We start from the raw sequence: 24,859 nt of genomic DNA on the forward strand, positions 1-24,859 counted from the left end.
GCGTCCAGTGACGCGGAGCGTCACGGGCTACATTCCCACGCAGAGCGTGGGAATGATCCACGCTTGACTCAACGTTTTTCCCACACCTCAAAGCTGTAGGCCGGCTTGTCCCCTTCGGCCGGGTTCGGCCGGTTCGAGACCCGCTGCCACTGGTTCGAATCGAACGCCGGGAACCACGCGTCACCCTCAGGGCTCAGCGCCACGCGGGTCAGGTACAGTCGATCCGCCTGCTCCAGGGCCTGGGCGTACAGCTGGGCGCCGCCGATCAACATCAATTCGCCAACGCCCTGCTCCAGGGCCCACGCCTCGGCTCGCGCCACTGCGGCCTCCAGGGTGGAAAACACTTCCGCGCCCTCCAGCACCAGCCCCGACTGGCGACTGACGACGATGTTCAAGCGCCCCGGCAGCGGTCGACCCAGGGAATCCCAGGTCTTGCGTCCCATGATGATCGGCTTGCCCAGGGTGGTGGCCTTGAAGTATTTGAAATCCCCCGGCAGGTGCCAGGGCATGCTGTTGTCGACGCCGATCACACGGTTTTCACCGAGGGCTGCGATCAGGCTTAGGGGGAGAGTTTTGTTCATGGCCGCGAGGATACCAGAGGCCCGGCGTACCCTGACAGGCATCACAGCGGTTATGCTCAACCCTCATTCGAGCAACGGAAGCCCCCGTGACAGTACTGCAGAACCTCTGGTTGACCGAGACGATCCGCCTGCGCGAAGAGCACGCCGGCCCGCTCGAAGACCAGGAAGCCAATCGCCTGGCCCGTGCGGCAGGCGGCGATCTCTCCACCCGCATCCATCAGCGCGCCCGCTGGCTGGCCGAGCGCGATGGCCTCACGCAAGCCCTGCGCCATTGGCTGCAAGGGGCGCGCCTGGCGCTGATCGCGTTGGCGCTGCTCGCCCTCATCAGCGGTGCCGGCCTGGGCTTTGCTGCCCTCGGTGACGGCCAGACACCGGTCAACGTGTTCTGGGCCTTGGGCAGTCTGTTGGGGCTGAACCTAATGCTGCTCATCGGTTGGGCCCTGGGCCTGGTCTTCGCCGGTGAGCACGATGCAGTACTGGGGCGCCTGTGGCTGTGGCTCAGCGAAAAACTCGCCCGCGACGCCAAGGCCGCCCAACTGGCGCCGGCCCTGCTGCTGTTGCTGCAACGGCACAAACTCAATCGCTGGGCCCTCGGTGTGTTGGTCAATGGCCTGTGGTTGCTGGCGATGCTCAGCGCGCTGGTCATCGTCCTGTTGCTGATGGCGACTCGGCGCTACGGTTTCGTCTGGGAAACCACCCTGCTGGGCAGCGAGACCTTCGTCGCCATGACCCAGGCCCTCGGCGCGCTGCCGGCACTGCTGGGCTTCAGCGTGCCGACGGTGGACATGATCCGCGCCAGTGGCGACGCCGCGCTGAACATCGAGAGCGCCCGCCAGGCCTGGGCCGCCTGGCTGGTCGGCGTGCTGCTGGTCTATGGCCTGCTGCCGCGCCTGGGCCTGGTATTGCTGTGCCTATGGCTCTGGCGGCGTGGTCGCACCACATTGCGCCTGGACTTGAACCTGCCGGGCTACGCCCAATTGCGTGAACGGCTGATGCCCAGCAGCGAACGCCTGGGCGTCAACGACGCCGCACCCGCGCAATTGCATCCCATTGAAAGTGCCGTCAGCATGGTGGACAGCGACGGCGCGCTGTTGGTGGCGATCGAACTGGACGATCGGCCCTGGCCGCCCAAGCTGCCCGAAACCGTGAAAAACGCCGGTACCCTCGACAGTCGCGAGTCGCGCCATAAACTCCTCGAACAACTGTCGCGCTTTCCGCCGGCACGTCTGGCGATAGCCTGTGACCCACGCCGCTCACCGGACCGTGGCAGCCTGGCGCTGATCGCCGAGCTGGCCCGCAGCGCCAGCGCCACCCGCGTCTGGCTGTTGCAGGCACCGCCCGGCGAAGCACTGGACGCCGAGCGCCTGGGCGACTGGCACAGCGCACTGCAACAGTTGCATCTGCCCTTCGCCGATTGCATGCCCTTGAACTGGCTGGAGAGCGGCCATGACTGACCCCGTGAAGCCGCTGAAGCTGGCCGTGGTCGGCCACACCAATGTGGGCAAGACCTCGCTGCTGCGGACTTTGACCCGTGATGTCGGCTTCGGCGAGGTGTCCCACCGTCCGAGCACCACCCGGCATGTCGAGGGTGCGCGCTTGTCGGTGGACGGCGAAGCATTGCTGGAGCTATACGACACGCCGGGCCTGGAGGACGCCATCGCCCTGCTCGATTACCTCGAGCGCCTGGAGCGCCCTGGCGAACGCCTCGACGGCCCGGCACGCCTGGCTCGTTTCCTCGAGGGCAGCGAGGCCCGGCAACGCTTCGAACAGGAAGCCAAGGTGCTGCGGCAATTGCTCGCCAGCGACGCCGGCTTGTATGTGATCGATGCTCGGGAGCCGGTGCTGGCCAAGTACCGCGATGAATTGGAAGTCCTCGCCAGTTGTGGCAAGCCGCTGCTGCCGGTATTGAATTTCGTCAGCAGCGCTCACCATCGCGAGCCCGACTGGCGCGAAGCCTTGGCGCGATTGGGGCTGCACGCCCTGGTGCGTTTTGACAGCGTCGCTCCCCCCGAGGACGGCGAACGACGCCTGTACGAAAGCCTCGCACTGTTGCTGGAAAGCGCCCGTGGGCAACTGGAACGGTTGGTCGCCGACCAACAGGCTCAACGCCTGGCGCGCCAGCAGAGCGCGGCGCGCTTGATCGCCGAATTGCTGATCGACTGTGCCGCCTGCCGACGCAGCGTCGCCAGCGACACCGAATTGGAGCGCGAGGCCATCGGCGAATTGCGCAACGCCGTACGTCAACGCGAACAGCGCTGTGTCGAAGCCCTGCTCAAGCTCTACGCGTTCCGCCCCCAGGACGCTGCTGCCAGCGACCTGCCGTTGCTCGACGGGCGCTGGGGCGATGATTTGTTCAACCCCGAGACCCTCAAGCAATTGGGTGTACGCGTCGGCGGCGGGATCGCGGCGGGCGCAGCGGCCGGCGCTGGGGTGGACTTGCTGGTGGGCGGCTTGACCCTCGGTGCCGCGGCCCTGGCCGGGGCCATTGTCGGCGGCACCCTGCAAACCGCCCGCAGCTACGGCAACCGGCTGATGGGCAAGCTCAAGGGGCAACGGGAACTGACGGTGGACGACAGCGTGCTGCGCCTGCTGGCCCTGCGCCAACGACAATTGCTGCATGCCCTCAACCTGCGCGGCCACGCGGCGCTGGACAGCATCCGCATCGCCACGCCCCAGGACAAGACCTGGCGCGAAGGCAAGCTACCCGAAGCCCTGAACAAGGCCCGGGCGCATCCGCAATGGTCATCGCTCAATCCCCAGGCGCGATTGAGCCAGGCGGAGCGGCAGGAGCAGATCGGGCAGTTGGCCCAGCAGCTCTGAGCAATACAAAGCCCTGTGGCACGCATACCAACCCTGTGGCGAGGGAGCTTGCTCCCGCTGGGTTGCGAAGCAACCCTAAAACCTGACACCTCGATGTGTCAGGCCAACCGTGCTCCGACATTTTTGGGGCCGCTTCGCAGCCCAGCGGGAGCAAGCTCCCCCGCCACAAAAGCGGTCTGCCGACAATCATTCGTTGCTCAAGGCCTTGAGGGCCGCCGCCGCTTCAGGCAACTCCAGCTCACTGAACACTTGCACCCCATGGCGCTTGAGCAACGCCGCCGTCACGCCTTCGCCGCTGACCTTCACACCGCTGAAGGTCCCGTCATAGGTCAGCAGGTTGCCGCACGACGGGCTGTTGGCCTTGAGCACGGCGATGCGGATGCCGTGTTCACGCACGTGTTCCAGCGCTTGATACGCGCCTGAGAGAAACTGCGTGGTCACATCTTCGCCATCGGTGGTAATCACCGCTGCCTGGCCGTCGAGCACTTGCCCGCCCTGCCCGCCAGGAATCTCCGCCGCCGCCCGAGGCGTGGGCAAGCCGCCGGCGACTTCCGGGCACAGCGGCACGACCCGGCCTTCGTCGAGCCATTGCTGGAGCTGATCGAACGGCCCGCTGGCACCGCCGTCGTAGCGCACGCGATGGCCGAGCAGGCAGCGACTGACCAGGATCTTTTCCATCGTCAGAACAACTCGTTGCCGCGACGGCGGAACCAACCGGTCAAGGACAGGCGATCCCGTGTGGCCGGCAGCACTTCATGGGGGATGTCTCCCGACAGGAACACCACCAGACAACCACCGATGGGCACCACGTCACGCTCCACGCCGTCCTCCAGGTACATGCGCAACTGGCCGCCGTGTTCCGGCAGCCAATCGTCATTGAGGTAAAGCACCGCCGACACCATGCGCCGGTCGTCGTCACGAAAGCGGTCGACATGCTTGAGGTAGAACGCACCAGGTGGATAGAGGGCAAAGTGACTTTCGAAGTCTTCCAGGCCCAGGAACAACCCGCGATTCATCGCCTCGCGCAGGCTGTCCATCAGCGCCAGGTAATGGTCGCAGGCTTGCGCCTGGCCAGGTTCGATCCATTGGATGCGATCACCCCGAATCCCTTCGCGAATTTCCGAGAACGGCCCGCGCCCGACCGCCGCCGGCGCCAGCTCGCCCTCGGCGGCACGCTGGCGGCATTCGGCCGCCAGGGCACGGGTCAGCGCCTCCGGCAGGAAGAGGTTCTGCTGCGACCAGCCGCGCTCGGCCAGGTCATCGACGATACGTAACAGCAGCGGGTGATCAGAAGGTATTTGCATGGCGCGCATAGTATGCCTGTGCCTGCAAAACCGACAGCGCCACGCAGCGGGTTCGCTGCGTCAAATAGCGCCGTCGTACGAACTTGATACGAATTCTCGACAAGACCCCACACCCCACGGAGAATAGTCGGCTGCTGACAGGAGTCCCTATGCGCCGTTTGCTTTTCTCACTGTTGATGTTCTGCGTTTTGCCCGCCTGGGCAGACAGCTACGACCAGTTGTACAAGGTCGCCGGCTGGCCGGAACAGCGGGCGCATTTCAATGACGCCTTGAGCGCCGCCCAGCAGCGCTACCAGAGCAGCCTGCCGCCCGCGGTGTTCCAGGCGCTGGTCAACAACAGCAATCAACGTTTCGCCCCCCAGGCCATGGACCAGCGGGCCGAGGCGCAAATGCGCCAGAATCTTCGCGACCCTCAGCCGGCCCTGGGCTTCTTCCAATCGCCTTTGGGCCGCAAAGTCGTGGCGGCCGAGTTGCTGGCGACCCGGCGCGATCAATTGGCGAAAAACGCCAAGGGCCTGCCGAAGATGCAAGCCAGCGACAACCGCCTGTTGATCATCGGCCACCTGGCCCAGGCCCTGCCCGCCCGCGAAGCCGGCGCCGAAGTCAGCCTGGCGATTGCTGGCGTGGCGGCTGACAGCCTGAGTTCGATGATCCCGGGGCTCTTGGGGGCCGGCCAGGCCCAGGGCATGCTCAACGGCCAGCGCCAGCGACTGATGGATCAGATCGGCGCAGACCTGAACAACACGCTGCTGTACGTTTACCGTGACCTGACGGACACCGAGCTGGAAGAATTCGCCACCTTCGCCGAGTCGACCGAGGGCCAGGCCTATTATCAAGCGGCTTTGGCGGCAATTCGGGCGGGGTTGGCGGTGGGGCAGAATCTCGGGCAATAGCTCTTCAGTATCCTTGAGACCGCTATCGCGAGCAGGCTCGCTCCCACAGGGTATTTGGACGAATTCAGGTTTTGTGATCGATTAAGATCCCGTGTGGGAGCGAGCCTGCTCGCGATAGCAATAGCCCGCTCACCGCCGAATCCTGCTCATCCGCTTGGTCAAGAACCCAAACATCTCCTGCCGCATCGCCAGCGCCTCGTTCGCCAAATGATGCCGCCCCTCAGGCAGCATCAATACCTGCGGCCGGTCGAACTTGCTGCGCAGTACGTTCAGGTTGTGCACCCAATCCACCGTCATGTCCGCCTGCCCCTGTACGATCAATGGCTGGCGCGGGCTGCTCGGAGCGGCTTCGATACGCTTGATCCATTGCCCCAACGCGCCCACCCACGCGGTGGGCAGGCGCAGCGGCTGCAGCGGGTCGGCTTGCAGGAACGGCAGGAACTGCGGATCGGTGGAGTTCTCACTGAAACGCCGGGCGATACCGGTCACGAACGGCTTGAGCAGGTAATAACTCAGGCGCGACCAGCCCCAGGCCCGCGGCCGCACCAGGGGTGACAGCAGGATGACCTGGCCCTGGGCCGGGCTCTGCGCGCCGTGGTTGAGCACATGATCGACCACGATGGCGCCGCCGGTGCTTTGCCCACACAGGTGCCAGGGCTGCGGCAGGTCCAGCGTCGCGGCCTCGGCTAACAGCCCCTGCAAGGTGGCCTGGTACTCGGCGAAATCCTCGATGCTGGCGCGTTCTCCGCTGGACAGGCCATGGCCCGGCAAGTCGCAGGCGATCACCGCGAACTTCTGCTCCAGGGCCCACTCGATCAAGTGCCGGTACAGCCCCATGTGGTCGTAGTAGCCGTGGAACACAAACATCGTCGCCACGGCTTTTTCCGGCCACCAGAGCTGGTTCACCAGCTCATACCCGCCCACCTCGAAACGTCCCAACCCCTTGCGCACGCTGCGCTGGGGAAAATCCAGGCCATAGAACCGCTGGTAGGCCTGGGCTTGCTCGGACAGGGCTTGCCACTGGGCCAACGGTTGCAGGCTGGCACGCAAGAGATCGGGATCGAAAGTGGCAGGCATCAAGGTTTCCAGGCATGGGCGCAGCGCGCGAAACAGACTTTACTGGCCTGCGATATTCATCTGTCGCGGCAAGCATGGCAAGCTACGCGGCTTCAGAGGATCGACTCCATGCGCCCGTCCCACCGCACGACCTTGCTTGCCAGCCTGCTAGTCCTCGGATGCGCCGTCGTCTTGTGGGTGGCCTACGACTGGTTCCAGGGCCGTTTCCTGCGAACGTTCAGTCAACACACGGCCGTGTTTTCCGGCGACCCTCTGCGCCTGCCTGCCGACCTGGCCGGCCCCGGCGCGATCCGCCTGGTGCATTTCTGGGACCCGGCCTGCCCGTGCAACGTCGGCAACCAGCAACACCTTGCCGAGCTGGTCGATAAATATGTACCGCAAGGCGTCGAGTTCTATGCGGTACAAAAAGCCGGCAGCCAAGGTCGGCTGCCGGCCACGTTGAGCAGCCTGAAAACCCTCCCGACACTTCCCGGCTCAAGCCAGATCCCCGCCAGCCCGGCTGTGGCGATCTGGGATCGCAGCGGTCAACTGGCATATTTCGGCCCCTACAGCGAAGGCCTGACCTGCAACTCGAGCAACAGCTTCATCGAGCCGATTCTCGAAGCGTTGAGTGTCGGCCGGGAAGTTAATGCGACTCACACGTTGGCGGTGGGCTGTTATTGCCCATGGTCGGTTTCAAACTGATCAATTAACTACAACTTGTATTTCCAGCTTCCTCTTCGGCAACGACACAAAGTTGAGCCTAGTGCTCATCTCTAGAGTTCTTGCTCAAACTAAGGGCCTGGGCTGAACCGTTTGTCGGATCCAATTTCTTCAAAGAACGCCATTACCCTTCCCTTTCGGCCTGTGCCCCGTGCCAGACGGCTTGTACAGGACGATTGACCCTCGCTGACCGTTTAGCTGAATCGATTAACAGCGTCCGTGCCAGCATGAACTTTTTTTTAATCTCTTCTCTAAACCTCGTGACCCGCAAAATGTTCATTACCTGTGCAGTCGCGCGGCGGCGCTAACTAGAGGAAGTTCCATACGCCTTTTGATCTTTCAACTTGTCGACCCTCCTAACCAAACAAGAAATGGAATCGTCAGTGATGCAAAAGCTGTTATGCGCTGCACTTTCCAATCCCCACAAAGAAGACGCCCTCAACCTCGAGGCGTTTGTCCAAAGTGTCGCCCCGCTCATGATCGACGTGCTGCTGCGCGGCGAGACTGGCACCGGTAAAGACACGCTCGCAGAAAAGATCCATCGCATGTCCGGCTGCTCCGGCAAGTTCGTGGCCATCAACTGCGCCGCCATTCCCGAAACCCTCGCGGAGAGCCAGCTTTTCGGGGCCAACACCGGTGCGTTTACCGGCGCCAGCCAGAATCGCGCGGGGTTCGTCGAAGCCGCGCATAACGGCACGCTGTACCTGGACGAAATCGACAGCATGCCGTTGGGCCTGCAAGCCAAGCTGCTGCGAGTCCTGGAGTCCAGGACGGTCCAGCGGCTGGGCTCGACCCAGAACATTCCGGTGAACATGCGGGTTATCGCCTCCGCCCAATGCCCGCTGGGAGAAATGGTCGAACGTGGCGAGTTTCGCCGGGACCTGTATTTCCGCCTGAACATCATCAGTCTCAAGCTGCCGCCACTGCGCAGCCGCAAGGAGCGCATCGTGCCACTGTTCCAGTCGCTGGTGCACCGGGAGGCCCAGGCACTCGACCGGCCTTATGTCGCACCGTCGCCAGCGTTGTTGCGCCAACTGCTCGGCTACGCCTGGCCTGGAAACATCCGCGAGCTGCAATCGGCTGCCAAGCGCTACGTGCTGGGTTTGCCGGCACTGCCCCGCGCCGAGCAACTGGAACACAACAGCTCGACGCTCAAGTTGAAGGAACACCTGCAGCAGTTCGAAAAAATCCTCATCGAGGACTGCATGCGCCGCCACCATCATTGCATCGACAAGGTCATCGCTGAGCTGGGTATCGCCCGGCGCACGCTGTATTACCGCATGAAGTGCCTGCAAATATCGACGAGTTGAGTCGGTTCGGTGGAACCGTTTACGCAACGGTCGCCACTTAACCTTCGAGACGTTCACGATCGTCTCGCCATTCCACAACCCGGAGATACGACTATGAGTTTTGGTGGACTTTCTCTCGCGGCTTCCACGGCTGCCATGCAGCAGATGGACGCGACCTCGGCTGCGATGACAACCATGAAATCCGAATTCGACCAGAAGAAGCTGGTCGCCGACACCATGAACGCAATCGCGGCAGGGTCGATGGACACCGCAACCAAAGCCATCACCGCCATGGGGGAGGCCTCGAAAAACATACGATTCTGACCTCGCGCTTGAGCCCCGCTCCGGCGGGGTAACCTCAAGCGCGATGCGAGGAGGCCCTATGCACATCGACTTGCCAGACAGCCTTCGTGCTCTCAGAGACCTGTCCCATGACGAGCCCACGCTGCGCCCTGCCCCGTCTCCGCCGGACCTGCACCTGGCGCTGCATGGGGTCGGCGACCGGTTGCGGGAGTCGCTTGTCCAGTGGGGCGACGAACACGGTTCGACGGGCGGACAGTCGCGGTTTGGCTGGCCGAATCCCCAGGACCGATTGGCCGCCGAGACCGAAGACCCTTTGCGCCTGGTGCTGGAAGACATCCTGGAAGAGATCAACAGCGGCACCGGTTCCAATCTCGATGTCGACATCGATGACGCCTATTCCAATGAGGACCTGTTCAACGATCTGGCCCAGATGTTCGCCCATCGCCGGCAGCCTATCGGTGACAACGATGTCGACAGCCAAAGCGATTTCGGCAATGCCAACAACCCCTTCTGTGGCGCGTTGTTCGGCGCATGGGAGAGGGAGGGCGATCACGCCACGCGACGGGGTCGTGAGGCGAGCCTGTCGCTGTTGCTCAAGATCATCGCCGTCCTGGGCCGAAGGAAGCTATTGACGCTGCTGGACATCGATGAAGGTGACGGCCAGGCGCGGTATGAACCGGACGACCAGGACCTGTTGTTCGAGATCGCCGCATTCATGGACCAGCACCCGGCGCGCTATCCCCCACCGGCGACCCTCGACGCAGAACGGTGGACATGGACCGAACGCATTGCCCGCGGCACAGCGCTGGATGCTCGCGAAACACGGTTGTTCCAGCTTGCCCTCGAAGAGTTGGACTTCGCCCTGGCCCGCCTGACCGGTCAGCAGGCGCCGATACGCCAACGTGTCCGACGCAGCCGGGAGGACATCGAGTTTCACCTGAGCGTCAGCGGTAGCGCTCGCAACGTCTTGAGGCTGATGTGCGCCTGAAGGCACCCACGCTTTGAATGTTCTAACCGGCCTTTGAAACAGGAGATTTCCCATGGACATACACGCTATCGATCCCAGCAACCTCGCCGCCACTTCCGCCAAAACGAGCGCCAGACCACAGGCGAGCGCCGAGACCAGCGATGTCAGTTGGTTCAACGCACAAATGCGCGAAAAAGCCCCCGCCCCGGACAGCGAAAACAATGTCGCGGCACGCATCATTGATTCGTTGTCGAGCCGTTCCGGTGAGCTGCAGCGCCTGGATGATCGCGCCAACCGGGACATGCTCAAGGCCATCCGCACCGCCGACCCGCAGGATATGTTGCAGTCGAACCGATCGTTGTCGTCCTTCCACCTCGAAAGCCTGATGACCGCGAAAGTCGTCAGCAAAGGCTCCCAGGCCATCGAGAAACTCACCAATCTTCAGTAAAGGGAAGGCCGGTCATGTCCATGCGCGCGTTCCCAACACTGTTGCTGTGCCTGCTGCTCACCGGTTGCGACGAACGAACGGCGTTGCACAGCCATCTTTCCGAGCAGGATGCCAACGAAGTGATCGCCGAACTGGCGAACAAGAACGTGGAGGCGAGCAAGCAAGTCGACAAGGACGGGCTGACGGTGCTGGTCGAGCCTGGCGACATGAACAGCGCCGTCCAGGTACTCGAAGCCGCCGGCCTGCCGCGTCGATCCCGCTCCAGCCTGGGGGAAATCTTCCGCAAGGAAGGGGTCATTTCCACGCCCATGGAAGAGCGTGCCCGCTACATTTATGCGCTGTCCCAGGAGCTCGAATCGACGCTTTCACAAATAGACGGCGTAGTGCTCGCCCGGGTCCATGTGGTCCTGCCGGAACGGGTAGCCCCGGGTGAGCCGGTCCAGCCCGCATCGGCCTCGGTATTTATCAAGCACACCAGTGCCCTGGACCCCGACAGCATCACCCCACGTGTGCGCAATCTGGTCGCCAGCGGGATTCCCGGCATGGCCGACGCCGCTCAGAACCCGACCAAACTGTCGGTGGTATTCGTGCCCGCCGCGCCGTATCAGGAACGGCGCAAGATGGCGTATTTCGGCCCCTTCCTCATGCAGGCCGATGATGTCGGCTATTGGCGGGCGGTGACCGTGGCGGCAAGCATCGCCTTGCTCGCCATCCTGTTGGGCGCCTTGTATGGCCTCTATCGGCTATGGCGCAAAGGCGTGTGGGTGCTGCCACGATTTCTCGACCACAAGCTTGCCAAGCCCACCGGGACGCTCGCCTCACCTCAAAGCAGCATGACACCTGGACTGTTTGCCGTGAAAACTCCGGGGGCCAAGCCCGACAGTAACGGGACCGCTGCATGACGGCGGAGATTGAATGGGTGCGCTGGTGGAGCCACCCATGGCGCGAAGCAGACCGGGACTGGTATCCATTGTCGATTTGCCGGCTGACCGCGCCGCAAATCGACACCCTCGCCCGGGGGCACCATGCCGCGCTTGCGCGCAGTTTTGGTATGACGCCGTGCACGCCACCACCACCGAGCCCGATGCTGCAATCGCTGTTCTGCGGTACGCCACGGACCTTGCTCCTTGCCTGCGAATTGGTGGCGAGCACGTGCTCACCCTTAACGGCCACACAGGCACTTTCGGCGCAGGACCGGGCCTGGTGCGAGCGCACCGCCAAAGCCCTGCGTCCGGGGCACTGGCTTGAACACAGCCAGGATCCGCTGGCACTGCTGCGCGCCTGGCTGGGTGAGCGAGCCTGGGAACGTGCACGCCTGGCATTCCCACGCAGCAGGATCATCGCCATCGAATCGGCACCCGCCCCTCAACCACCGGCCACCAAGCTGAACACGCTTTGGCAGTCCGCCTGCTGGAAGGCCGAGCAAAGCCTCGCCGCCCCGGCCACTATTCCAACGGAGAGACACGATGCTCGCTCGGCGATCACTTGAACTGCGCCCTGATGGCCAGGGCCTGTCACAGCCTTATATCGCGCGCGAAACCCTTGTGGATTGTGCTCGCGCGCAAGTCGTCCTCGAACAGGCCCAGGTGCAGGCGGCGCAATTGCTTGAACGCGCTCGCGCCGAGGCGCAAGCGAGCGTACTCGAGGCCCAAGCGCGATTCTGGGAAAAAGCCGAAACCCTGCTCGCCACCTGGGAAGCCCAGCGCCAAGCCCTGTGGGAGCGGATCGAGGCGAGTGCGGCACACGTGGTCAACGAGGCCTTGGGGAGGCTGTTGGACGAGGTACCGGAGCAGGCACGCATCGATGCACTCGTCCGCCAGATTGCATCGCGTCAGGACGACCCGGTCAGCGCCACCCTTCGCTGCCACCCCGAAGACCTGGCAAGCCTGACGCAGAGCCTGGGCACCGATAGCCGACGCCCCTGGACGCCGGTGGCGGATGCCGACATGCAACGACATCAACTGAAACTGGAAACACCCGGCGGCACCTACCTGCTCGACTGGCCTACCGCCGTCGAAGCCCTGCGCCTGCCCGAACCACCACACAACTCCGCCAACTGACCCACCGCTATCGCGAGCAAGCTCGCTCCCACAGGGGATTTGGGGCGGGCGTGATGCCTGTGAACACCCCGGAAAAAACTGTGGGAGCGAGCTTGCTCGCGATGACGGCGGCACATCCAACATTTCTGCAAGCTGACCCACCGCGATCACAAGCCAGCCCCACCCCGGCGACGTTTTTTCCTGATTTGCGCGGAACCGCCAACGGCATAACCACCACTCACCTCGTGAATATGCCTAGCCCAGAGGAACCGCCCATGTCTTCCACCGATGCCGTCCAGCGCCGCCTCGACACCTACTTCCAACGCGCGACCGACAACGTCAACAACGCTGCTATAAACGCGGCAGAAAGTCAGTCGCTCGACGACATGCATTCGTTCCTGACCAGCATGAACGGCATGTCCGTCGCGGTGAACGCGGCGACACAACAGACCACTGCCCATCACAACCTCGCCAAGGCGATCATCGATGCAATGCCATGAGCTGCGCACACAGCTCACCCACTGGAGCACCAGCGTCGATGGCCCGGGGCACTTCACCCTGGTCATCGACGATGGCGAGGCGACCTTCAGCAAACTCGAAGAGGGTTTGCTGGTATCGGTCGAACTGACCGTCCCGATGACCCACGAGGCGGCTCTGGAAGACCTGCTTCGGCTGGCGCACCCAAGCCTCTCACGATTCCCTGGCGCGCTGGCCCGTTCGCCGCAAGACGGTCGGTTATGGCTGGTGGCGCAACCGGTGCCGGGCGGGCACATCGACGACCTGATCGAGGTGCTCGAAGCGCTGCTCAACCAGCGTGACACCTGGCAATCCATTCTCAATAAAGACCAACGTGCCGTGGCGGCGCCTGTGGCGCGACGTCTCTCGCACTCTCACTTGCTCGGAACAGGAATCCGCCATGCCTAACAGGTGGCTTGCACCGTACCGCTTGATGACCGCAGGCAAGGTACACCTTCGCCAGTGGATCCCACGCCGCTGGGCGAAACCTTCGCTGATCGCACTGGCATTGGCCGGCGCGCTTGGCGCAGGCATGCCGGCACAGGCGGCCGTACCGACCGACTGGAAGAACACGCCTTACGCCTACGACGCCCAGAGCACACCGTTGGCCAAGGTACTCGGCGACTTTGCCAATACCTTCGCGGTGCAGCTGGTGATCGACGGCACGGTAAAAGGCACCGTCGATGGGCGGATGCGCGCCGAAAGTCCCCAGGCGTTCCTCGACAGGCTCGGCCTGGAAAATCGCTTCCAGTGGTTCATGTACGGCAATACGTTGTACGTCAGCCCCTTGCAGAACCAGGACTCCACGCGCCTGGAAGTGTCCGCCGACGCCGTGCCGGACATGAAGCAAGCCCTGACCGATATCGGCCTGCTGGATCCGCGTTTCGGCTGGGGCGAATTGCCCGACGAAGGCGTGGTCCTGGTCTCCGGTCCGGAGCGTTATGTGCGCCTGGTGGCGCAGTTTGCCGAAGCGCGCAAGACCCCCGAGGAAAAGCAGGAAGTGATCAGCTTCCCATTGCGCTACGCCACCGCCGCCGACCGCAACGTCAAGTACCGCGGCGAAACGCTGGTCATTCCCGGGGTCGCCAGCATCCTGAAAGGTTTGCTGGAAAGCCGCAGCGCGGTGTCGGGGGGTATGCAGACGGCCTCGCCCCAAGCATCGTTCCAGAATATGCAGACCCAGCAAGCCACGACCATGGGCAACATTGAACAGTTGGCACTCAACGGCATGGGTCGTCCGAACACCAGCCGTGTCCCCTCCGGCGGTAGCAGCGGTGGAGGCGGTCGGGGCAAGATCCGCGTCGAAGCCGACGTGCGCAACAACGCGGTGCTCATCTATGACGCGCCCAAGCGGCGGGAAATCTATACGCCGCTGATTCGCGATGTCGACGTACCGCGCAAGCTGGTGGAGATCGATGCGATCATCCTCGACATCGACCGTACGCAACTGGCCGAGCTGGCCTCGAACTGGAACGTCGAGAGCGGCGATCTGATCGGTGGAGCATCGATGATTCGCCCCGGCGCCAGTTCGACGGTGTTCATTCAGGACTACGGCGACTTTTCCGCGCAACTGCGGGCCCTGGAGGGCCGTGGCCTGGCCTCGGTGGTGGCGAACCCATCGGTACTGACCCTGGAGAACCAGCCGGCGGTCATCGACTTCAGCCGGACCGAGTACATCTCCGCCATCGGCGAGCGCGTGGCCACCGTCGAGCCCATCACGGCGGGTACCAGCCTGCAGGTGGTGCCTCATGCCATCGAGACCGGGGGCCGCAACCAGATCCAGATGTCCCTGGACATCGAGGACGGCCGCATCGAACCCTCAGAGGTCGGCCAACAGACGCCCAGCGTACGCCGGGGCGTGGTCAGCACGCAGGCCGTCATGGGGGAAAGCCGGTCGTTGGTGGTTGGCGGTTTTCATACCGAAGAGACTGGCGATAACCTCGAGCGAGTGCCGTGGCTGGGCCGCATCCCGCTGATCGGGCCGCTGTTGTTTTCATCGACCACACGCGAGACCAGCCGCCGCGAACGGGTGTTCATCCTGACGCCCCGCCTGATCGGTGACCAGGTCGACCCGGCCCGCTACATCTCCGCCCTCGACCGCGAACAGGTCGACAGCGCCATGGCCCGCCTGGAAGAGCGCCGCAACGGCACCCGCCCCATTGGCCGTATCGAAGTCAGCGATGTGCTCGCCCAACTCGCCGATGGCAACATTCCGGCCACGTTCAAGCAAGCTGCGTCGATTCCCTATTCGCCCGACACCTTGTGCGCGTTGCAACCCGGGCTATCGCTGGACGCTGCACGGGCCCAATGGTTCGCAGGCCCCGACTACGGCATCGCCGTGGGCGTGGTGCGCAACGACGGCCAGCAGCGATTGCGCTTCGACGAGGCGAGCTGCGGCAGCCGCTGGGCCCTGGCCACCTCCGCCTGGCCGAAGGTGTGGCTCGAGCCCGGCGAGGAAACGGAAGTGTTCGTGGTCATGAAACAACCCACGCGAACGCCAGGTGGCGAGCGCCCTTCTCTTCTGCAAACCAGCGCGAGGACCTTGCCATGAGTCGCACGCCACTGCTGCTCGTTTTATTGCTGAGCCTGCCGGTGTTCGCCGGCTGCGCGAACCGCTTCGGCTGCCAGGGCGAGGCCTGCAACCGCGCCGAACCGGACAACGGGCGACTGGTGATCTGGTGGTCACCGGGCATGCGCGGCGGCCTTGGCTCTCCCGAACACCCACTGGACCATACGGTCGTCCCATTGGAGAACTGAAACGCTATGTCTTTTTCGGTACACAGCGTAAGCACTCGCCAGGCCTTCCAGAAGAACATCATCGCCGGCATCGCGACGTATTGGGAAATCGCCCCTGGCATTGAGTTCTGCCTGCGACGCGAGCCTCACAGCGTGGGGCTCGCCTTACAAATACAAAGCCAGGCGCTACGCGCAAACCAGATCCAGCATGCGCTCGAACGGCGTTTCGCCCACCCCACCGACTACGCGCAGCTGTTCGTGTTTCTCGATCCGCAGCGAGCTCTGGTGGTCTGGCAGGCGCTGCCTGACGCGCCACTGTCCACGGAGCTGCTCGATGAAATCCAGTCCCGTCAGCTGTCGCTGCTGGGCCTGGAAGACCTTGACGATTACTCGGCCACGTATTGAGGGCAATGCTGTTCACTCAGGAGCAACGCTGAACCCGTGGCGAGGGAGCTTGCTCCCGCTCGGCTCTGTAGGAGCTGGCGAAGCCTGCGATCTTTTGATCTTTCGCTTGGGATCCAAGTGTCTGGGGAAAGATCGCAGCCTCGTTGCACTCGACAGCTCCTACACAGCTCGTACGGCCCAGCGGGAGCAAGCTCCCTCGCCACAGTGATTCATCCAGAGACTTTATGAGGGAGGTTTTCCATGACCGTCGCACCACTTGCCCAGCGCTTGATCTCGGCCCTCGCGGAACATCTGCATGCGGACTTGCAGTTGGAAGGTGGCGTATGCGCGCTGTATGACACGAGCAATCGCGAAGCCGTGGTCATCGAGCTGCCCGATCACGGCGACGTCGCCATCCTCCATTGTGCGATCGATGTACCGGCCCACGCGCCCGGCTTGCACAAGCGCTTGCTGGAACTCAACTTCCGATTGGATCTGCTCGGCGGCAGTTGGTTGGCCCTGGACGATAAGGGCAGCGTTCGCTTGTGTGCCCATTGTCCGTTGTCGATGCTCGATGAGGTGCAGTTCTGCCATTGGATCGTCGGTTTCATCGCCCAGGTCAGCGAGGTAAGGGCACGCTTGGTGGTGCCTGCAACGCCGAGCGATCCTCGCCCGGCCTCGCTCGGCACAAGCCGCACCCGATTGGGCTAGAGGGCCGTGGAGCAAAAGTCGGTACACCCATGGCCAGGGGTTGCTCTCGCTGGGCTGCGTAGCAGACCATTTTTGTGAGTGCTTCGCACTCAAGCGGGAGCAAGCTCCCTCGCCACAGGCTCATCATTTTCCCCAAATGGTCAGCATTGGAGATGTTTATCGAAGCTTCATCGCCTCGCCACCCTCCTGCATGACTTTCCTTGCGCTGTCCATGAAGCCCTTGGTGACCTCCGTCACCGTATCGCTCATCAACTTGGCCATGTCGGCGGAGCTTTTAATGAGCATCATGGTGCTCTGGCGCTCTTCCATTCCCATCTGCATCTCGAACTGCTTCTCCATCAACTGCTTTTGACGGGTTTCCATCTCGTGCATGAAAGAGTCTGGAGTTCGAGAGGCCGAAGTGGGGTTGGACGTTTGCGCGTCACCCAGTGGTTGAGCGTCGTTCGGCGTCGCCGTGTGGTTGGCGTCCCGCGTTCGGGTGCGGCCACGCTGATGCACCGCCGGTGGTGTCGAGGACGAACGTCCCCGGGCGTGCAGGCTTTGGATACCTGGGGGCTGCTGGGCCTCGCGAGGCCGCTGGCTCAACGAGCGCGAGCGTGAGGGCTGCTGGCTGTCGATGCCGTGCAGGCCACCCGTGCCCCTCAAGGGGCTGGTCAATGAATTGGGTTCAGGCATGGGAAATCTCCACGAGTCGATATTTTGCGGTGGACACTCTCGGCAAGCCGGCATCGCCCAGGCGAGCCTGGCTCACTCCCTGAGTGGCAACCCCGTGTGCATCGGTTCCATCGACCTCAACGCTGGTTCAATTCCGGAATCTCGATCACCTCGCCCTTGGCCTCGTCATCCAGCTCACGCAGCACCCGATAAATGTGCGCCACCGCCTGGAGCGTTTCCCGGGGGATATACCCACCGACGTCTTCGCGGTAGATCGTTCGTGCCAGCCAGATACATTGGATGACCGGAACCCGCGCCGCCTTGGCCCGCTCGATCAGCGCCCGTGCCTCGGCATCGACGCCTTTGACGATCAACTGCGGCAGTGCCGTTTCCTCGGGGCGATACAGCAGCGCGACGGCAAAGTGGGTCGGGTTGACCACCAACATATCGGCCTCTTCCACCGGCTTGGTTTCTTTGTTGACGGGCTGGTCGACCAATTGCCGGGCCAGGTTGCGGCGATGCATTTTTACGTGTGGGTCGCCTTCCATTTCCTTGAACTCCTTGCGCACCTCCTCCTCGCTCATGCGCAGGCGCTTGGCGAAAAAATATTTCTGCAAGCCGAAGTCGAGAATCGCCAGCACCAGCAAGACACCCAGGCAGACATGCATGATGTGCCGAAACAGGCTGGCCAAGCCGCGCCAATAGCTGTGCAGATCGCCGTTGACCAGGCCGATCAACGAGCCGAGTGCCGGCAGCGTCACCAGATAAATCACGGTGCCGATAAATACCGCCTTGACCAGCCCCATGAACAGGTTGATCAGCGCCTGGCCGGAGAACATCTGCTTGGCCTGGTTCAGCGGGTTCAAGCGGTTCGGGTCAGGCTGCAGGGCCTCGGGCGCGAACAGGAAGCCGAACTGTATCCAGCCGGCCACCAGGCGCGTGACGATCGCCAGCCCCACGGTCATCAAGGTGAAGTTGAGCAGCACGCCACCGGCATGGGCCAAGGTTTCCTCGAAGGCCCGCACGAAATCGACATCCAGCCGATGCAACGGGAACGCCACCATGTCTCCCAGGGCCTGCATGCTGTCGTCGGCCTGGGTCAATGCCACTTCGGTGATCGCAGCAAGCACCAGCAGGCTGCTCAAGTCCTGGCTCTGGCCGACCTGGCCCTTGTTGCGCGCGTCGCGAATCTTCTTCGGCGTCGCCTGCTTGGTCTTTTCGCCACTGTCTTCGCTCATGGGCGAAACCCTCCTTCAAGGCCCCTGCAACAACAGGTGGAGCAGATGCCGGATTTCGCCGTAGCGGCCAAGACGACCTGTCATCGCATCCCACAGCGTGGGCAGGTAGAACAGCAGGAAGCCCAGGCCGATCAGGCTCTTGGCCGGCATGGCGAGGACGAAAACCTGCAATTGCGGGCTATACAGGCTGAGCAGCGCCAGGCTGAACTCCACCAGCAACAGCAAGCCGATAAAGGGCGCCGCGTAGAGCATCATGTGCATGAACATTTCGGCGAGCAGCCCGAGAAACACGCCGAAGCCATCCGCGCCAGGCAGTGGAAACCAAACGGTGGGCGACCACACCAGGTAGCTGTCCCAGATCACCTGGGTCAATGTGCCGATGCCCAGGGTGGTGACCAGCAGCAGGATTGTCATTTCCTTGAACAGGAGGCCCAAGGGCGTGGTGTCGGTGCCGAGCGCCGGGTTCAACTGGCCACCGATGAGCGCACCGCGCTGGTTGTCCAGCAAGGCGCCCACCGATTCGTACAACCAGAACGGCATCGCCAGCAACACCCCGAGCAAGAAGCCCAACACCAGCTCCTTGAACATCAACCCGGCCAACGACAGCCAATTGACCTGGGCGTCGATCAGCGCCTGGCGAATACCGGGCGCCGGCAACATGCCCAGGGCAAACACAACGGCATGGCGTGGCAAGCCGCGCAGGTGCTGGAAGCAAAACACCGGGACCAGGTAAGCCACCGGGTAAATGCGCGCCATGCCGAGTGCGATCGACAGCAGCAAGTCGAAATAGGGAACGAAAGCCTGGGCCGTCATCAGATGTTGGCCATCATTTCGAATGCCCGACGCAGCAGCCCCAGCAATTCCACACCGATCCAGCGGCCAGTGACCAGCAAGGTCAGCCCGACCGCCACCAGCTTGATGCCGAAGGGCAAGGTCTGGTCCTGGATCTGCATCAATGCCTGCACCAGGGACGTCAGCACACCGACGATCACCGCCACGATCAAGGGCGGCGCGGAGAGCAGGACCACCAGCAGCATGCCTTCCTTAAACAACGTCAGCGCGTCCATCGCACGTCCTCAAAGATAGGAATAGAAGAGGCTGTCGAGCAATTGCGTCCAGCCCTGCACGAGGACAAAAATCAGCAGCTTGAGCGGCAACGAAATGGTCATGGGCGCGACCATCTGCATGCCCAGTGCCAGCAGCAGGTTGGACACGATCAGGTCGATGACAATGAACGGGATATAGATCAGGAAGCCCATCTGGAAGCCGGCCTCAAGTTCCGACAGCATGAAGGCCGGGATGAGCAGCATCAGGTCGTCGCGACTGGCCTGCTCGGCGCGCTCCTTGGGCCACATCCGCTGAGTGTTTTCCAGCAGGTGAGCGAGGATGTCCGGGTTGGTATTGCGCGACATGAAGGCCTGCAACGGTTTTACCGCATTCAAGGCAGAACCTTGCAACGCCTCGGTGCTGCTGAAGTCCAGCGGCCGCTCCTTCAGCTCTTCGGCGATGTTGTGGCCGACCGGCGCCATGATGAACAGCGTCGCGGCCAGGGCAATGGCATACAGCGCCATATTCGGCGGTACCTGCTGCACGCCGATGGCGTTACGGGTGATCGTCAACACGATGGCTATCTTGAGAAAGGCGCTGCAAATGATCAGCAGCAGGGGGACCAACGAGATCCCACCGATGAACAGCGCCAGCAGAAAGGGGTCGACCCCCTGGAAGCTCATCCAGCCACATCCACGCGGGCGATTTGCAGGCCCAACCGGCCATCGACCTCGACCAACTCGCCATGGGCCAGGGCTCGTTCGCCATAGAACAGCGCCGCTGCCCCCGGTGTCACGCCCTGCACGTGCAGCACGGCGCCGGGCGCCAGATTGCGCAGTTCACCCAGCGTCAGGTGCAAATGGCCGCAACGTATCGTGAGCGCCAGCGGCAGGTCGTCGAAGCGCTCGGGGAGATCGGCCGCGACCGGCTCCGTCACCGACACCTCATCGATTTCAGCGGCGGCATAGGCCGACGCCGGGTACTCGACCGCCTCGGGGCCTTGGGCGTCAGGTTCGTAGCCGGTGGTGTCGTCCCAGTCCGGCGTCAGGATGTCGGTGTCGGCGGTGGTGCTCATAACGGTCTCCTCCAGAGCGAGCAAGGTCAGGCGCAACGGCGCGGCACGGCTGTGTACCCGCACCTGCAAACAGTGCCGGCCCAGGCGAATCTGCCCTTGGCCGGATGAGTCGAACAAAGCGGTTTCCGGCACCAGCACATCACCGGGGCGCAGCCTCGCCAACTGCCCGGCAGCCAGCGCCAGGTGTCCCAGCACCAGCGGGACATGCAGGGCAAAACCCTCGATTCCTGGCGCGGTTCGCCGCTGCCAAGGCGCGGCACGAAGCAGGCCCAGCAGGGTCGCCCCGGTCATGTCCAGATGACTGGTGACGCGGGCCGCGCCCACCCTCACGTCGAGCCGGCAGGCAATGCCCTGCACCGCGGGCTCGGCGGTCGGTTTGAGAAAACCGAACGCCTGGCGCAGGGGCTCGCTCAAGGTTTGCTGGAACAGCGACCAGAACCACGCGTCATCCGGTCCGGGTTCGGCGGGCAAGACCACCGGGCATTCACCGAACAGGCTGAGCACCGCGCCGGGCTCGCCCAAGGTAAAGACACCATGGGCACACGCCAGCACACACGTCGTTCCCTCGGCCGCAGCGCCGCCAGGGGTCAACTCGAGCAGGCCCGTCTCGCCCGCCACCTCGAAGGGCAAACTGACGCCGCCCCCTAACAACCGCCGGGCGATGACGACTTCGATGCCCACAGGCGGCAGCCTCAATGCATGGGCGGTCATGTCGCGCTGGCCTCCTCTTCCCGCGCCACACGCACGCTCACCGGCTGGCCCAGGCTCTGGGCCAGCGCGTCTTCGAGGCGATCGGTTCGACTCGACAACCGCGCCTGAACGTCTGCACTTTCGCCACTCAGGCCAATGTCCCACCCGGACATCCCGCCCAGCCGCCGGGCGGACACCTTGATGCGGCCCAGGTGGGGAAGGTGCAGCAGCAGGTCCAATTGCCGGTCGAGCGTGGCGCGCAAGCGTGGCGTGAGCTGGTCGACAAACGCCTCCACTTCGCTGTTGGAAAGGTTCGCCTGGCCCGCCAGCGAACCGGTGCCGGCGGTGTCATCCTGCGTGCCGCCCTGTGGCGCATCGACCCATTGGCGAAACCAGTATCCGTCACTGCGTCCCGCCGTCACGTCGGGGTCGCGCCCGGTGGTAGACACGGCGTCGCGCACCGCCGGACGGAGCGTCCGGCTCACCTGGGCAGGCGGTTGCTCGTACGCCCGAGGCGAATGCCGAACCGGGGCGGCCGAGGGATTGCTGTGCGGTGTCGGCCCACCGCGCACACTGCGTTCATTCATCACTGGGGGTCTCCGCCAGGTGCTCCATCATTGCGCTGAGCTTTTCCAGGTCATGCCGGCGCCCTTGCAGCCGTTGCTGGGCGGCGGCCGTGTCCTGGGCCTGTTGCGCCTGTTCCGCGTCCAGTGCCTGCAATGCCCGCGCTTGCTCGGCCAGTTCGCCGATCAAACGACGTTCCTGGGTACTCCAGGCATTCAGTTCGCACACGCTCAGCGCCCGACCACGGTGCTCGCCGTACAACGCCTCGCGCTGCACCGCCTGTTGTTCACTGCTCGCCTGCATGCGTGCCCGCGCGGCGGCGACCGCGGCTTCACGTTCACGCAAAAGTTCACGCTGCTGGCGCAACACCCGCTCGGCTTGCGCTTCACGGTGGCGGCGTATCGGCGCCAGGGCGTCCAGATCAAGCCGGGACATAAGCGGTCAACTGCTGCAGGTGGGCGAACGTCGACGCAAACGGCTCCGGCTCGCGCAGGTCCTGGCGCAGGAAGGCGTCCAGGGCGCCACGTGACTCCACCGCCAGGTCGGTCAAAGGGTCGGCGCCGGCCTGGTATTCGCCCAAGCGCAACATCAGTTCGATTTGCTCATAGGCCGACAGCAATCGCCGCAGGTTGATACCCGCCCGTAGGTGCTCCGCCTCGGCCACGTTGGCCAAGGTGCGCGACAGGCTGGCCAGCACATCGATTGCCGGGTAGTGGCCGCGCTCGGCGAGTTTGCGCGACAGCACGATGTGGCCGTCGAGCAGCGAACGCACTTCGTCCGCCACGGGATCGTTCATGGAGTCCTGCTCAATGAGCACCGTGTACAACGCGGTGATGGCGCCCTCGTTGGTCAGTCCGGCCCGTTCGACCAGGCGCGGCAGCAGGCTGTAGACCGATGGCGGCAGGCCGCCGCGCCCCAACGGTTCGCCTGCGGCCAGGCCGATTTCACGTTGAGCCCGTGCGAAGCGGGTCAGCGAATCGATGAGCAGCAAGACGCGCTGGCCCCGGGCACGAAACCCCTCGGCCAATGCCGTCGCAGTGAACGCCGCACGGGCGCGTTCCATGCTGGAGCGGTCGGAGGTGGCGCACACCAGCACCGCACGGGCACGCAGTTCATCATCCAGTTCATGGTCGAGAAACTCGCGCAGTTCACGCCCGCGCTCGCCGATCAGACCGAACACGATGACATCGCAGTCAACGTTCCGGGCAATCTCCGCCAACAGTGTGGTCTTGCCGCAGCCAGCGCCGGCGAACAGCCCCACGCGCTGGCCTTCGCCGAGGGTCAGCGGACCGTCGATGGCCCGTACGCCGGTCATCAAGGGCCGTTGGATGCGCGGTCGTGCGGTGGGCGCAGGCGCCTCGCCAATCACCTGCGATGCATGCGGCACGTGCGAACCGGCGAACGCGCCCGCGCCGCCGTCCACCAGGGGTCGGCCGAATCCATCCAGCACCTGGCCCAGCAACTCAGGCCCCACGCACACCCGATGCGGCATGCCCAGTGGTTCCACCGCCGCACCGACCCGGACGCCCTCCAGGCCGCCCAAGGCGCTGAGCAACGCATCGTGTTGGTCGAAGCCGACAATTTCGGCGAGCAGCGACTCGCGAGCGTCGCGCTCGACCCGGCAGAGGTCGCCGATCTGCGCCCCCGGCAGCCGGCACTGCAACAGGATGCCGCTGACCCGCTGCACCCGGCCACGCACCCTGACCGGCGCGAAGCGACGCAAGTGCGCCAGTTGCCCGGCCTCCCAAGCCTCCAGTCGCGCGATGGCCGCCTGCGTCATCACCACGTGACCTCGTAGCGTTGGTCGCCCTCGAAGGTGACTTTGCCACTGTCGATGGCGGTCAAGCGCAAGCCATCGATCTGGTCGCCCAGGAACAACCGACGTCCATCGGCCGTGACCACGTGACCATGTTTGCCGCCGACGATCTGGGCGATCTGGAACGGCAACTGCGTCAGCCGCTCCTTCACGTCGGCAGTGATCCCCACTGGCGTCTCGTAGCGGTTGTGGAAACGTTCGATCAGCCGCTCGACCACCGCCAGGCGTTGGCGCGGCAGCTCGCCCACCAGGACCAGGCGGTCGCCCTGGTTCTCGACCCGCACAGCGGCGCCCAGATCACGCTCCTGCAGCATGCGATCCAGCTCCAGGCGGACCGCCTCGACGTTGTCCAATGCCACCTTGCTCTGCTTGAGCGCCTGGGCCGGGCTGCGTGTCACGGCCTGCGTCGGCTGGCTGGTAAAGGCCCAGGCGCTGGAGGCCACGGTAATCACCGCCGCAGCGATTGCCAGGCGCTTGGGCCACGACGGCCGCACGGCGGGCTTCGGGGTTTCCTGGTCCGCCACATGCGCAGCGTCATCCAGTGCGGCCTCTTCGGGCCAGGGCTGATCGGCCGGGGCCAGGCACAGCCAGACGCCTGCCACGGCAAATGGGGCATTGCTCTGCAAGGGCTCAGCCGCTGCCCAGGGTTGGCCCTGCGCATCGCATACCGCGCCCTCCAGCAGATCCAGCAGCCATTGGCCCTGCACCTGCCGCAGGCCCACGTGACGCCCACAGATGCCCGGATCATAAAGCGCCAGGTCGGCATCTTCCGTCGCCCCGACCACCCATCGCTCGCCAACCAACGGCAACGCCGCACCTCGGTGCAGACCACTCAAGACACGCAGTTCGAACATGGTCAATTCCTCAAGGGGCGACAGACGCTCGCCCACGCTCCGGTTGTACGACGGGGCACTGGCGGCACCCGTCCTCTGTCACAGCCAGGCCATCGAACGCACCTGGATTACATCGTTACGTGGAGGCTGCGCCGACGCGCCAAGACCCACC

At 63.9% G+C, this 24,859-nt stretch carries 31 protein-coding genes; 17 read left to right on the top strand and 14 right to left on the bottom strand.

Going from position 1 to position 24,859, the window contains the following annotated elements:
• Positions 1–68: 68 nt before the first annotated feature.
• Positions 69–581: a dihydrofolate reductase gene (locus tag AD659_RS26265; protein ID WP_053126281.1), complete on the bottom strand. Its 513-nt coding sequence runs from the start codon at positions 579–581 to the stop codon at positions 69–71.
• An 86-nt stretch (positions 582–667) separates the two neighbouring features.
• On the opposite strand from AD659_RS26265, the gene AD659_RS26270 reads away from it, so the two are divergent.
• Together AD659_RS26270 and AD659_RS26275 are read left to right on the top strand one after the other, a co-directional pair.
• Entirely contained in the window at positions 668–2,035 is a 1,368-nt protein-coding gene (locus tag AD659_RS26270; RefSeq protein WP_053126283.1) for a DUF2868 domain-containing protein, read from the top strand.
• A complete protein-coding gene (locus AD659_RS26275; RefSeq protein ID WP_053126286.1) occupies positions 2,028–3,401 on the top strand; it encodes a GTPase/DUF3482 domain-containing protein in 1,374 nt (457 codons plus the stop codon). Before AD659_RS26270 ends, AD659_RS26275 begins: the two co-directional genes overlap by 8 nt.
• Positions 3,402–3,587: 186 nt before the next feature.
• Here the strand turns inward: AD659_RS26275 and AD659_RS26280 are convergent, their stop codons facing one another.
• Together AD659_RS26280 and AD659_RS26285 are read right to left on the bottom strand one after the other, a co-directional pair.
• Complete coding sequence (locus tag AD659_RS26280; RefSeq protein ID WP_053126288.1) at positions 3,588–4,079, bottom strand: 2-thiouracil desulfurase family protein; 492 nt, start codon at positions 4,077–4,079, stop codon at positions 3,588–3,590.
• A gap of 2 nt (positions 4,080–4,081) precedes the next feature.
• Positions 4,082–4,714 (bottom strand): 2OG-Fe(II) oxygenase, encoded by a 633-nt coding sequence (locus tag AD659_RS26285; protein ID WP_053126291.1) that lies wholly within the window; start codon positions 4,712–4,714, stop codon positions 4,082–4,084.
• Positions 4,715–4,854: 140 nt separating this feature from the next.
• On the opposite strand from AD659_RS26285, the gene AD659_RS26290 reads away from it, so the two are divergent.
• On the top strand, positions 4,855–5,598 hold the full coding sequence (locus AD659_RS26290; protein ID WP_053126293.1) for a DUF2059 domain-containing protein: 744 nt from the start codon (positions 4,855–4,857) through the stop codon (positions 5,596–5,598).
• Between the two features lie 129 nt (positions 5,599–5,727).
• Here the strand turns inward: AD659_RS26290 and bipL are convergent, their stop codons facing one another.
• A complete protein-coding gene (gene bipL, locus AD659_RS26295; RefSeq protein ID WP_053126295.1) occupies positions 5,728–6,675 on the bottom strand; it encodes a phospholipase BipL in 948 nt (315 codons plus the stop codon).
• A 108-nt stretch (positions 6,676–6,783) separates the two neighbouring features.
• Here bipL and AD659_RS26300 point away from each other — a divergent pair, with 108 nt between their 5' ends.
• The 14 genes from AD659_RS26300 (at position 6,784) to AD659_RS26365 (ending at position 16,770) form a co-directional block, all read left to right on the top strand.
• Complete coding sequence (locus AD659_RS26300) at positions 6,784–7,359, top strand: DUF6436 domain-containing protein (RefSeq protein ID WP_053126297.1); 576 nt, start codon at positions 6,784–6,786, stop codon at positions 7,357–7,359.
• 404 nt (positions 7,360–7,763) lie between these two features.
• Complete coding sequence (locus tag AD659_RS26305) at positions 7,764–8,687, top strand: sigma 54-interacting transcriptional regulator (protein ID WP_053126299.1); 924 nt, start codon at positions 7,764–7,766, stop codon at positions 8,685–8,687.
• A gap of 93 nt (positions 8,688–8,780) precedes the next feature.
• On the top strand, positions 8,781–8,990 hold the full coding sequence (locus AD659_RS26310) for a type III secretion system major pilin HrpA (RefSeq protein WP_003177441.1): 210 nt from the start codon (positions 8,781–8,783) through the stop codon (positions 8,988–8,990).
• Positions 8,991–9,048: 58 nt separating this feature from the next.
• Positions 9,049–9,957 (top strand): type III secretion protein, encoded by a 909-nt coding sequence (locus tag AD659_RS26315; RefSeq protein WP_053126301.1) that lies wholly within the window; start codon positions 9,049–9,051, stop codon positions 9,955–9,957.
• Between the two features lie 52 nt (positions 9,958–10,009).
• Positions 10,010–10,384 (top strand): type III secretion system inner rod subunit SctI, encoded by a 375-nt coding sequence (gene sctI, locus AD659_RS26320; protein ID WP_053126303.1) that lies wholly within the window; start codon positions 10,010–10,012, stop codon positions 10,382–10,384.
• Positions 10,385–10,398: 14 nt separating this feature from the next.
• Positions 10,399–11,286 (top strand): type III secretion system inner membrane ring lipoprotein SctJ, encoded by an 888-nt coding sequence (gene sctJ, locus AD659_RS26325; RefSeq protein WP_053126305.1) that lies wholly within the window; start codon positions 10,399–10,401, stop codon positions 11,284–11,286.
• Entirely contained in the window at positions 11,283–11,873 is a 591-nt protein-coding gene (locus tag AD659_RS26330) for a hypothetical protein (protein WP_053126307.1), read from the top strand. Before sctJ ends, AD659_RS26330 begins: the two co-directional genes overlap by 4 nt.
• The gene (gene sctL / locus AD659_RS26335) at positions 11,851–12,444 is read left to right on the top strand and encodes a type III secretion system stator protein SctL (protein WP_053126309.1); all 594 of its coding nucleotides are present in this window, start codon (positions 11,851–11,853) and stop codon (positions 12,442–12,444) included. Before AD659_RS26330 ends, sctL begins: the two co-directional genes overlap by 23 nt.
• Before the next feature lie 254 nt (positions 12,445–12,698).
• Positions 12,699–12,923, top strand: coding sequence for a type III secretion protein (locus AD659_RS26340; protein WP_053126311.1), 225 nt, complete (start codon positions 12,699–12,701; stop codon positions 12,921–12,923).
• Positions 12,910–13,347 carry a type III secretion system chaperone gene (locus AD659_RS26345; RefSeq protein ID WP_053126313.1) on the top strand — a complete coding sequence of 146 codons (438 nt, stop codon included), beginning with the start codon at positions 12,910–12,912 and terminating at the stop codon, positions 13,345–13,347. The genes AD659_RS26340 and AD659_RS26345 overlap by 14 nt, the downstream gene beginning before the upstream one ends.
• Positions 13,340–15,490: a type III secretion system outer membrane ring subunit SctC gene (gene sctC / locus AD659_RS26350; protein WP_053126315.1), complete on the top strand. Its 2,151-nt coding sequence runs from the start codon at positions 13,340–13,342 to the stop codon at positions 15,488–15,490. Before AD659_RS26345 ends, sctC begins: the two co-directional genes overlap by 8 nt.
• A complete protein-coding gene (hrpT, locus tag AD659_RS26355; protein ID WP_053126317.1) occupies positions 15,487–15,696 on the top strand; it encodes an HrpT family type III secretion system protein in 210 nt (69 codons plus the stop codon). Before sctC ends, hrpT begins: the two co-directional genes overlap by 4 nt.
• Positions 15,697–15,702: 6 nt before the next feature.
• Positions 15,703–16,080 (top strand): hypothetical protein, encoded by a 378-nt coding sequence (locus AD659_RS26360; RefSeq protein ID WP_053126319.1) that lies wholly within the window; start codon positions 15,703–15,705, stop codon positions 16,078–16,080.
• Between the two features lie 240 nt (positions 16,081–16,320).
• The gene (locus AD659_RS26365; protein WP_053126321.1) at positions 16,321–16,770 is read left to right on the top strand and encodes a type III secretion system chaperone; all 450 of its coding nucleotides are present in this window, start codon (positions 16,321–16,323) and stop codon (positions 16,768–16,770) included.
• A gap of 156 nt (positions 16,771–16,926) precedes the next feature.
• Here the strand turns inward: AD659_RS26365 and AD659_RS30050 are convergent, their stop codons facing one another.
• From AD659_RS30050 to AD659_RS26415, 10 genes are all read right to left on the bottom strand, one after another.
• Positions 16,927–17,445, bottom strand: a complete 519-nt coding sequence (locus AD659_RS30050) for a type III effector (protein ID WP_169788905.1) — start codon at positions 17,443–17,445, stop codon at positions 16,927–16,929.
• Positions 17,446–17,561: 116 nt separating this feature from the next.
• Positions 17,562–18,662: a type III secretion system export apparatus subunit SctU gene (gene sctU / locus AD659_RS26375; protein WP_053126323.1), complete on the bottom strand. Its 1,101-nt coding sequence runs from the start codon at positions 18,660–18,662 to the stop codon at positions 17,562–17,564.
• Positions 18,663–18,677: 15 nt separating this feature from the next.
• Positions 18,678–19,475: a type III secretion system export apparatus subunit SctT gene (gene sctT, locus AD659_RS26380; protein ID WP_053126326.1), complete on the bottom strand. Its 798-nt coding sequence runs from the start codon at positions 19,473–19,475 to the stop codon at positions 18,678–18,680.
• Positions 19,475–19,729: a type III secretion system export apparatus subunit SctS gene (gene sctS, locus AD659_RS26385; protein ID WP_053126328.1), complete on the bottom strand. Its 255-nt coding sequence runs from the start codon at positions 19,727–19,729 to the stop codon at positions 19,475–19,477. The genes sctT and sctS overlap by 1 nt, the downstream gene beginning before the upstream one ends.
• 9 nt (positions 19,730–19,738) lie before the next feature.
• Positions 19,739–20,392: a type III secretion system export apparatus subunit SctR gene (sctR, locus tag AD659_RS26390; protein WP_053126330.1), complete on the bottom strand. Its 654-nt coding sequence runs from the start codon at positions 20,390–20,392 to the stop codon at positions 19,739–19,741.
• Positions 20,389–21,495, bottom strand: a complete 1,107-nt coding sequence (gene sctQ, locus AD659_RS26395; RefSeq protein WP_053126332.1) for a type III secretion system cytoplasmic ring protein SctQ — start codon at positions 21,493–21,495, stop codon at positions 20,389–20,391. The genes sctR and sctQ overlap by 4 nt, the downstream gene beginning before the upstream one ends.
• Positions 21,492–22,061: a type III secretion protein gene (locus AD659_RS26400; protein ID WP_231987657.1), complete on the bottom strand. Its 570-nt coding sequence runs from the start codon at positions 22,059–22,061 to the stop codon at positions 21,492–21,494. The genes sctQ and AD659_RS26400 overlap by 4 nt, the downstream gene beginning before the upstream one ends.
• Positions 22,054–22,473: a hypothetical protein gene (locus AD659_RS26405; protein ID WP_053126334.1), complete on the bottom strand. Its 420-nt coding sequence runs from the start codon at positions 22,471–22,473 to the stop codon at positions 22,054–22,056. Before AD659_RS26405 ends, AD659_RS26400 begins: the two co-directional genes overlap by 8 nt.
• Complete coding sequence (locus AD659_RS26410; RefSeq protein WP_053126336.1) at positions 22,460–23,818, bottom strand: FliI/YscN family ATPase; 1,359 nt, start codon at positions 23,816–23,818, stop codon at positions 22,460–22,462. Before AD659_RS26410 ends, AD659_RS26405 begins: the two co-directional genes overlap by 14 nt.
• Positions 23,818–24,708 carry an FHA domain-containing protein gene (locus tag AD659_RS26415; RefSeq protein ID WP_053126338.1) on the bottom strand — a complete coding sequence of 297 codons (891 nt, stop codon included), beginning with the start codon at positions 24,706–24,708 and terminating at the stop codon, positions 23,818–23,820. Before AD659_RS26415 ends, AD659_RS26410 begins: the two co-directional genes overlap by 1 nt.
• Positions 24,709–24,859: the final 151 nt, after the last annotated feature.

It is taken from the genome of Pseudomonas thivervalensis (assembly GCF_001269655.1).
Classification (GTDB): Bacteria; Pseudomonadota; Gammaproteobacteria; order Pseudomonadales; family Pseudomonadaceae; genus Aquipseudomonas; species Aquipseudomonas thivervalensis.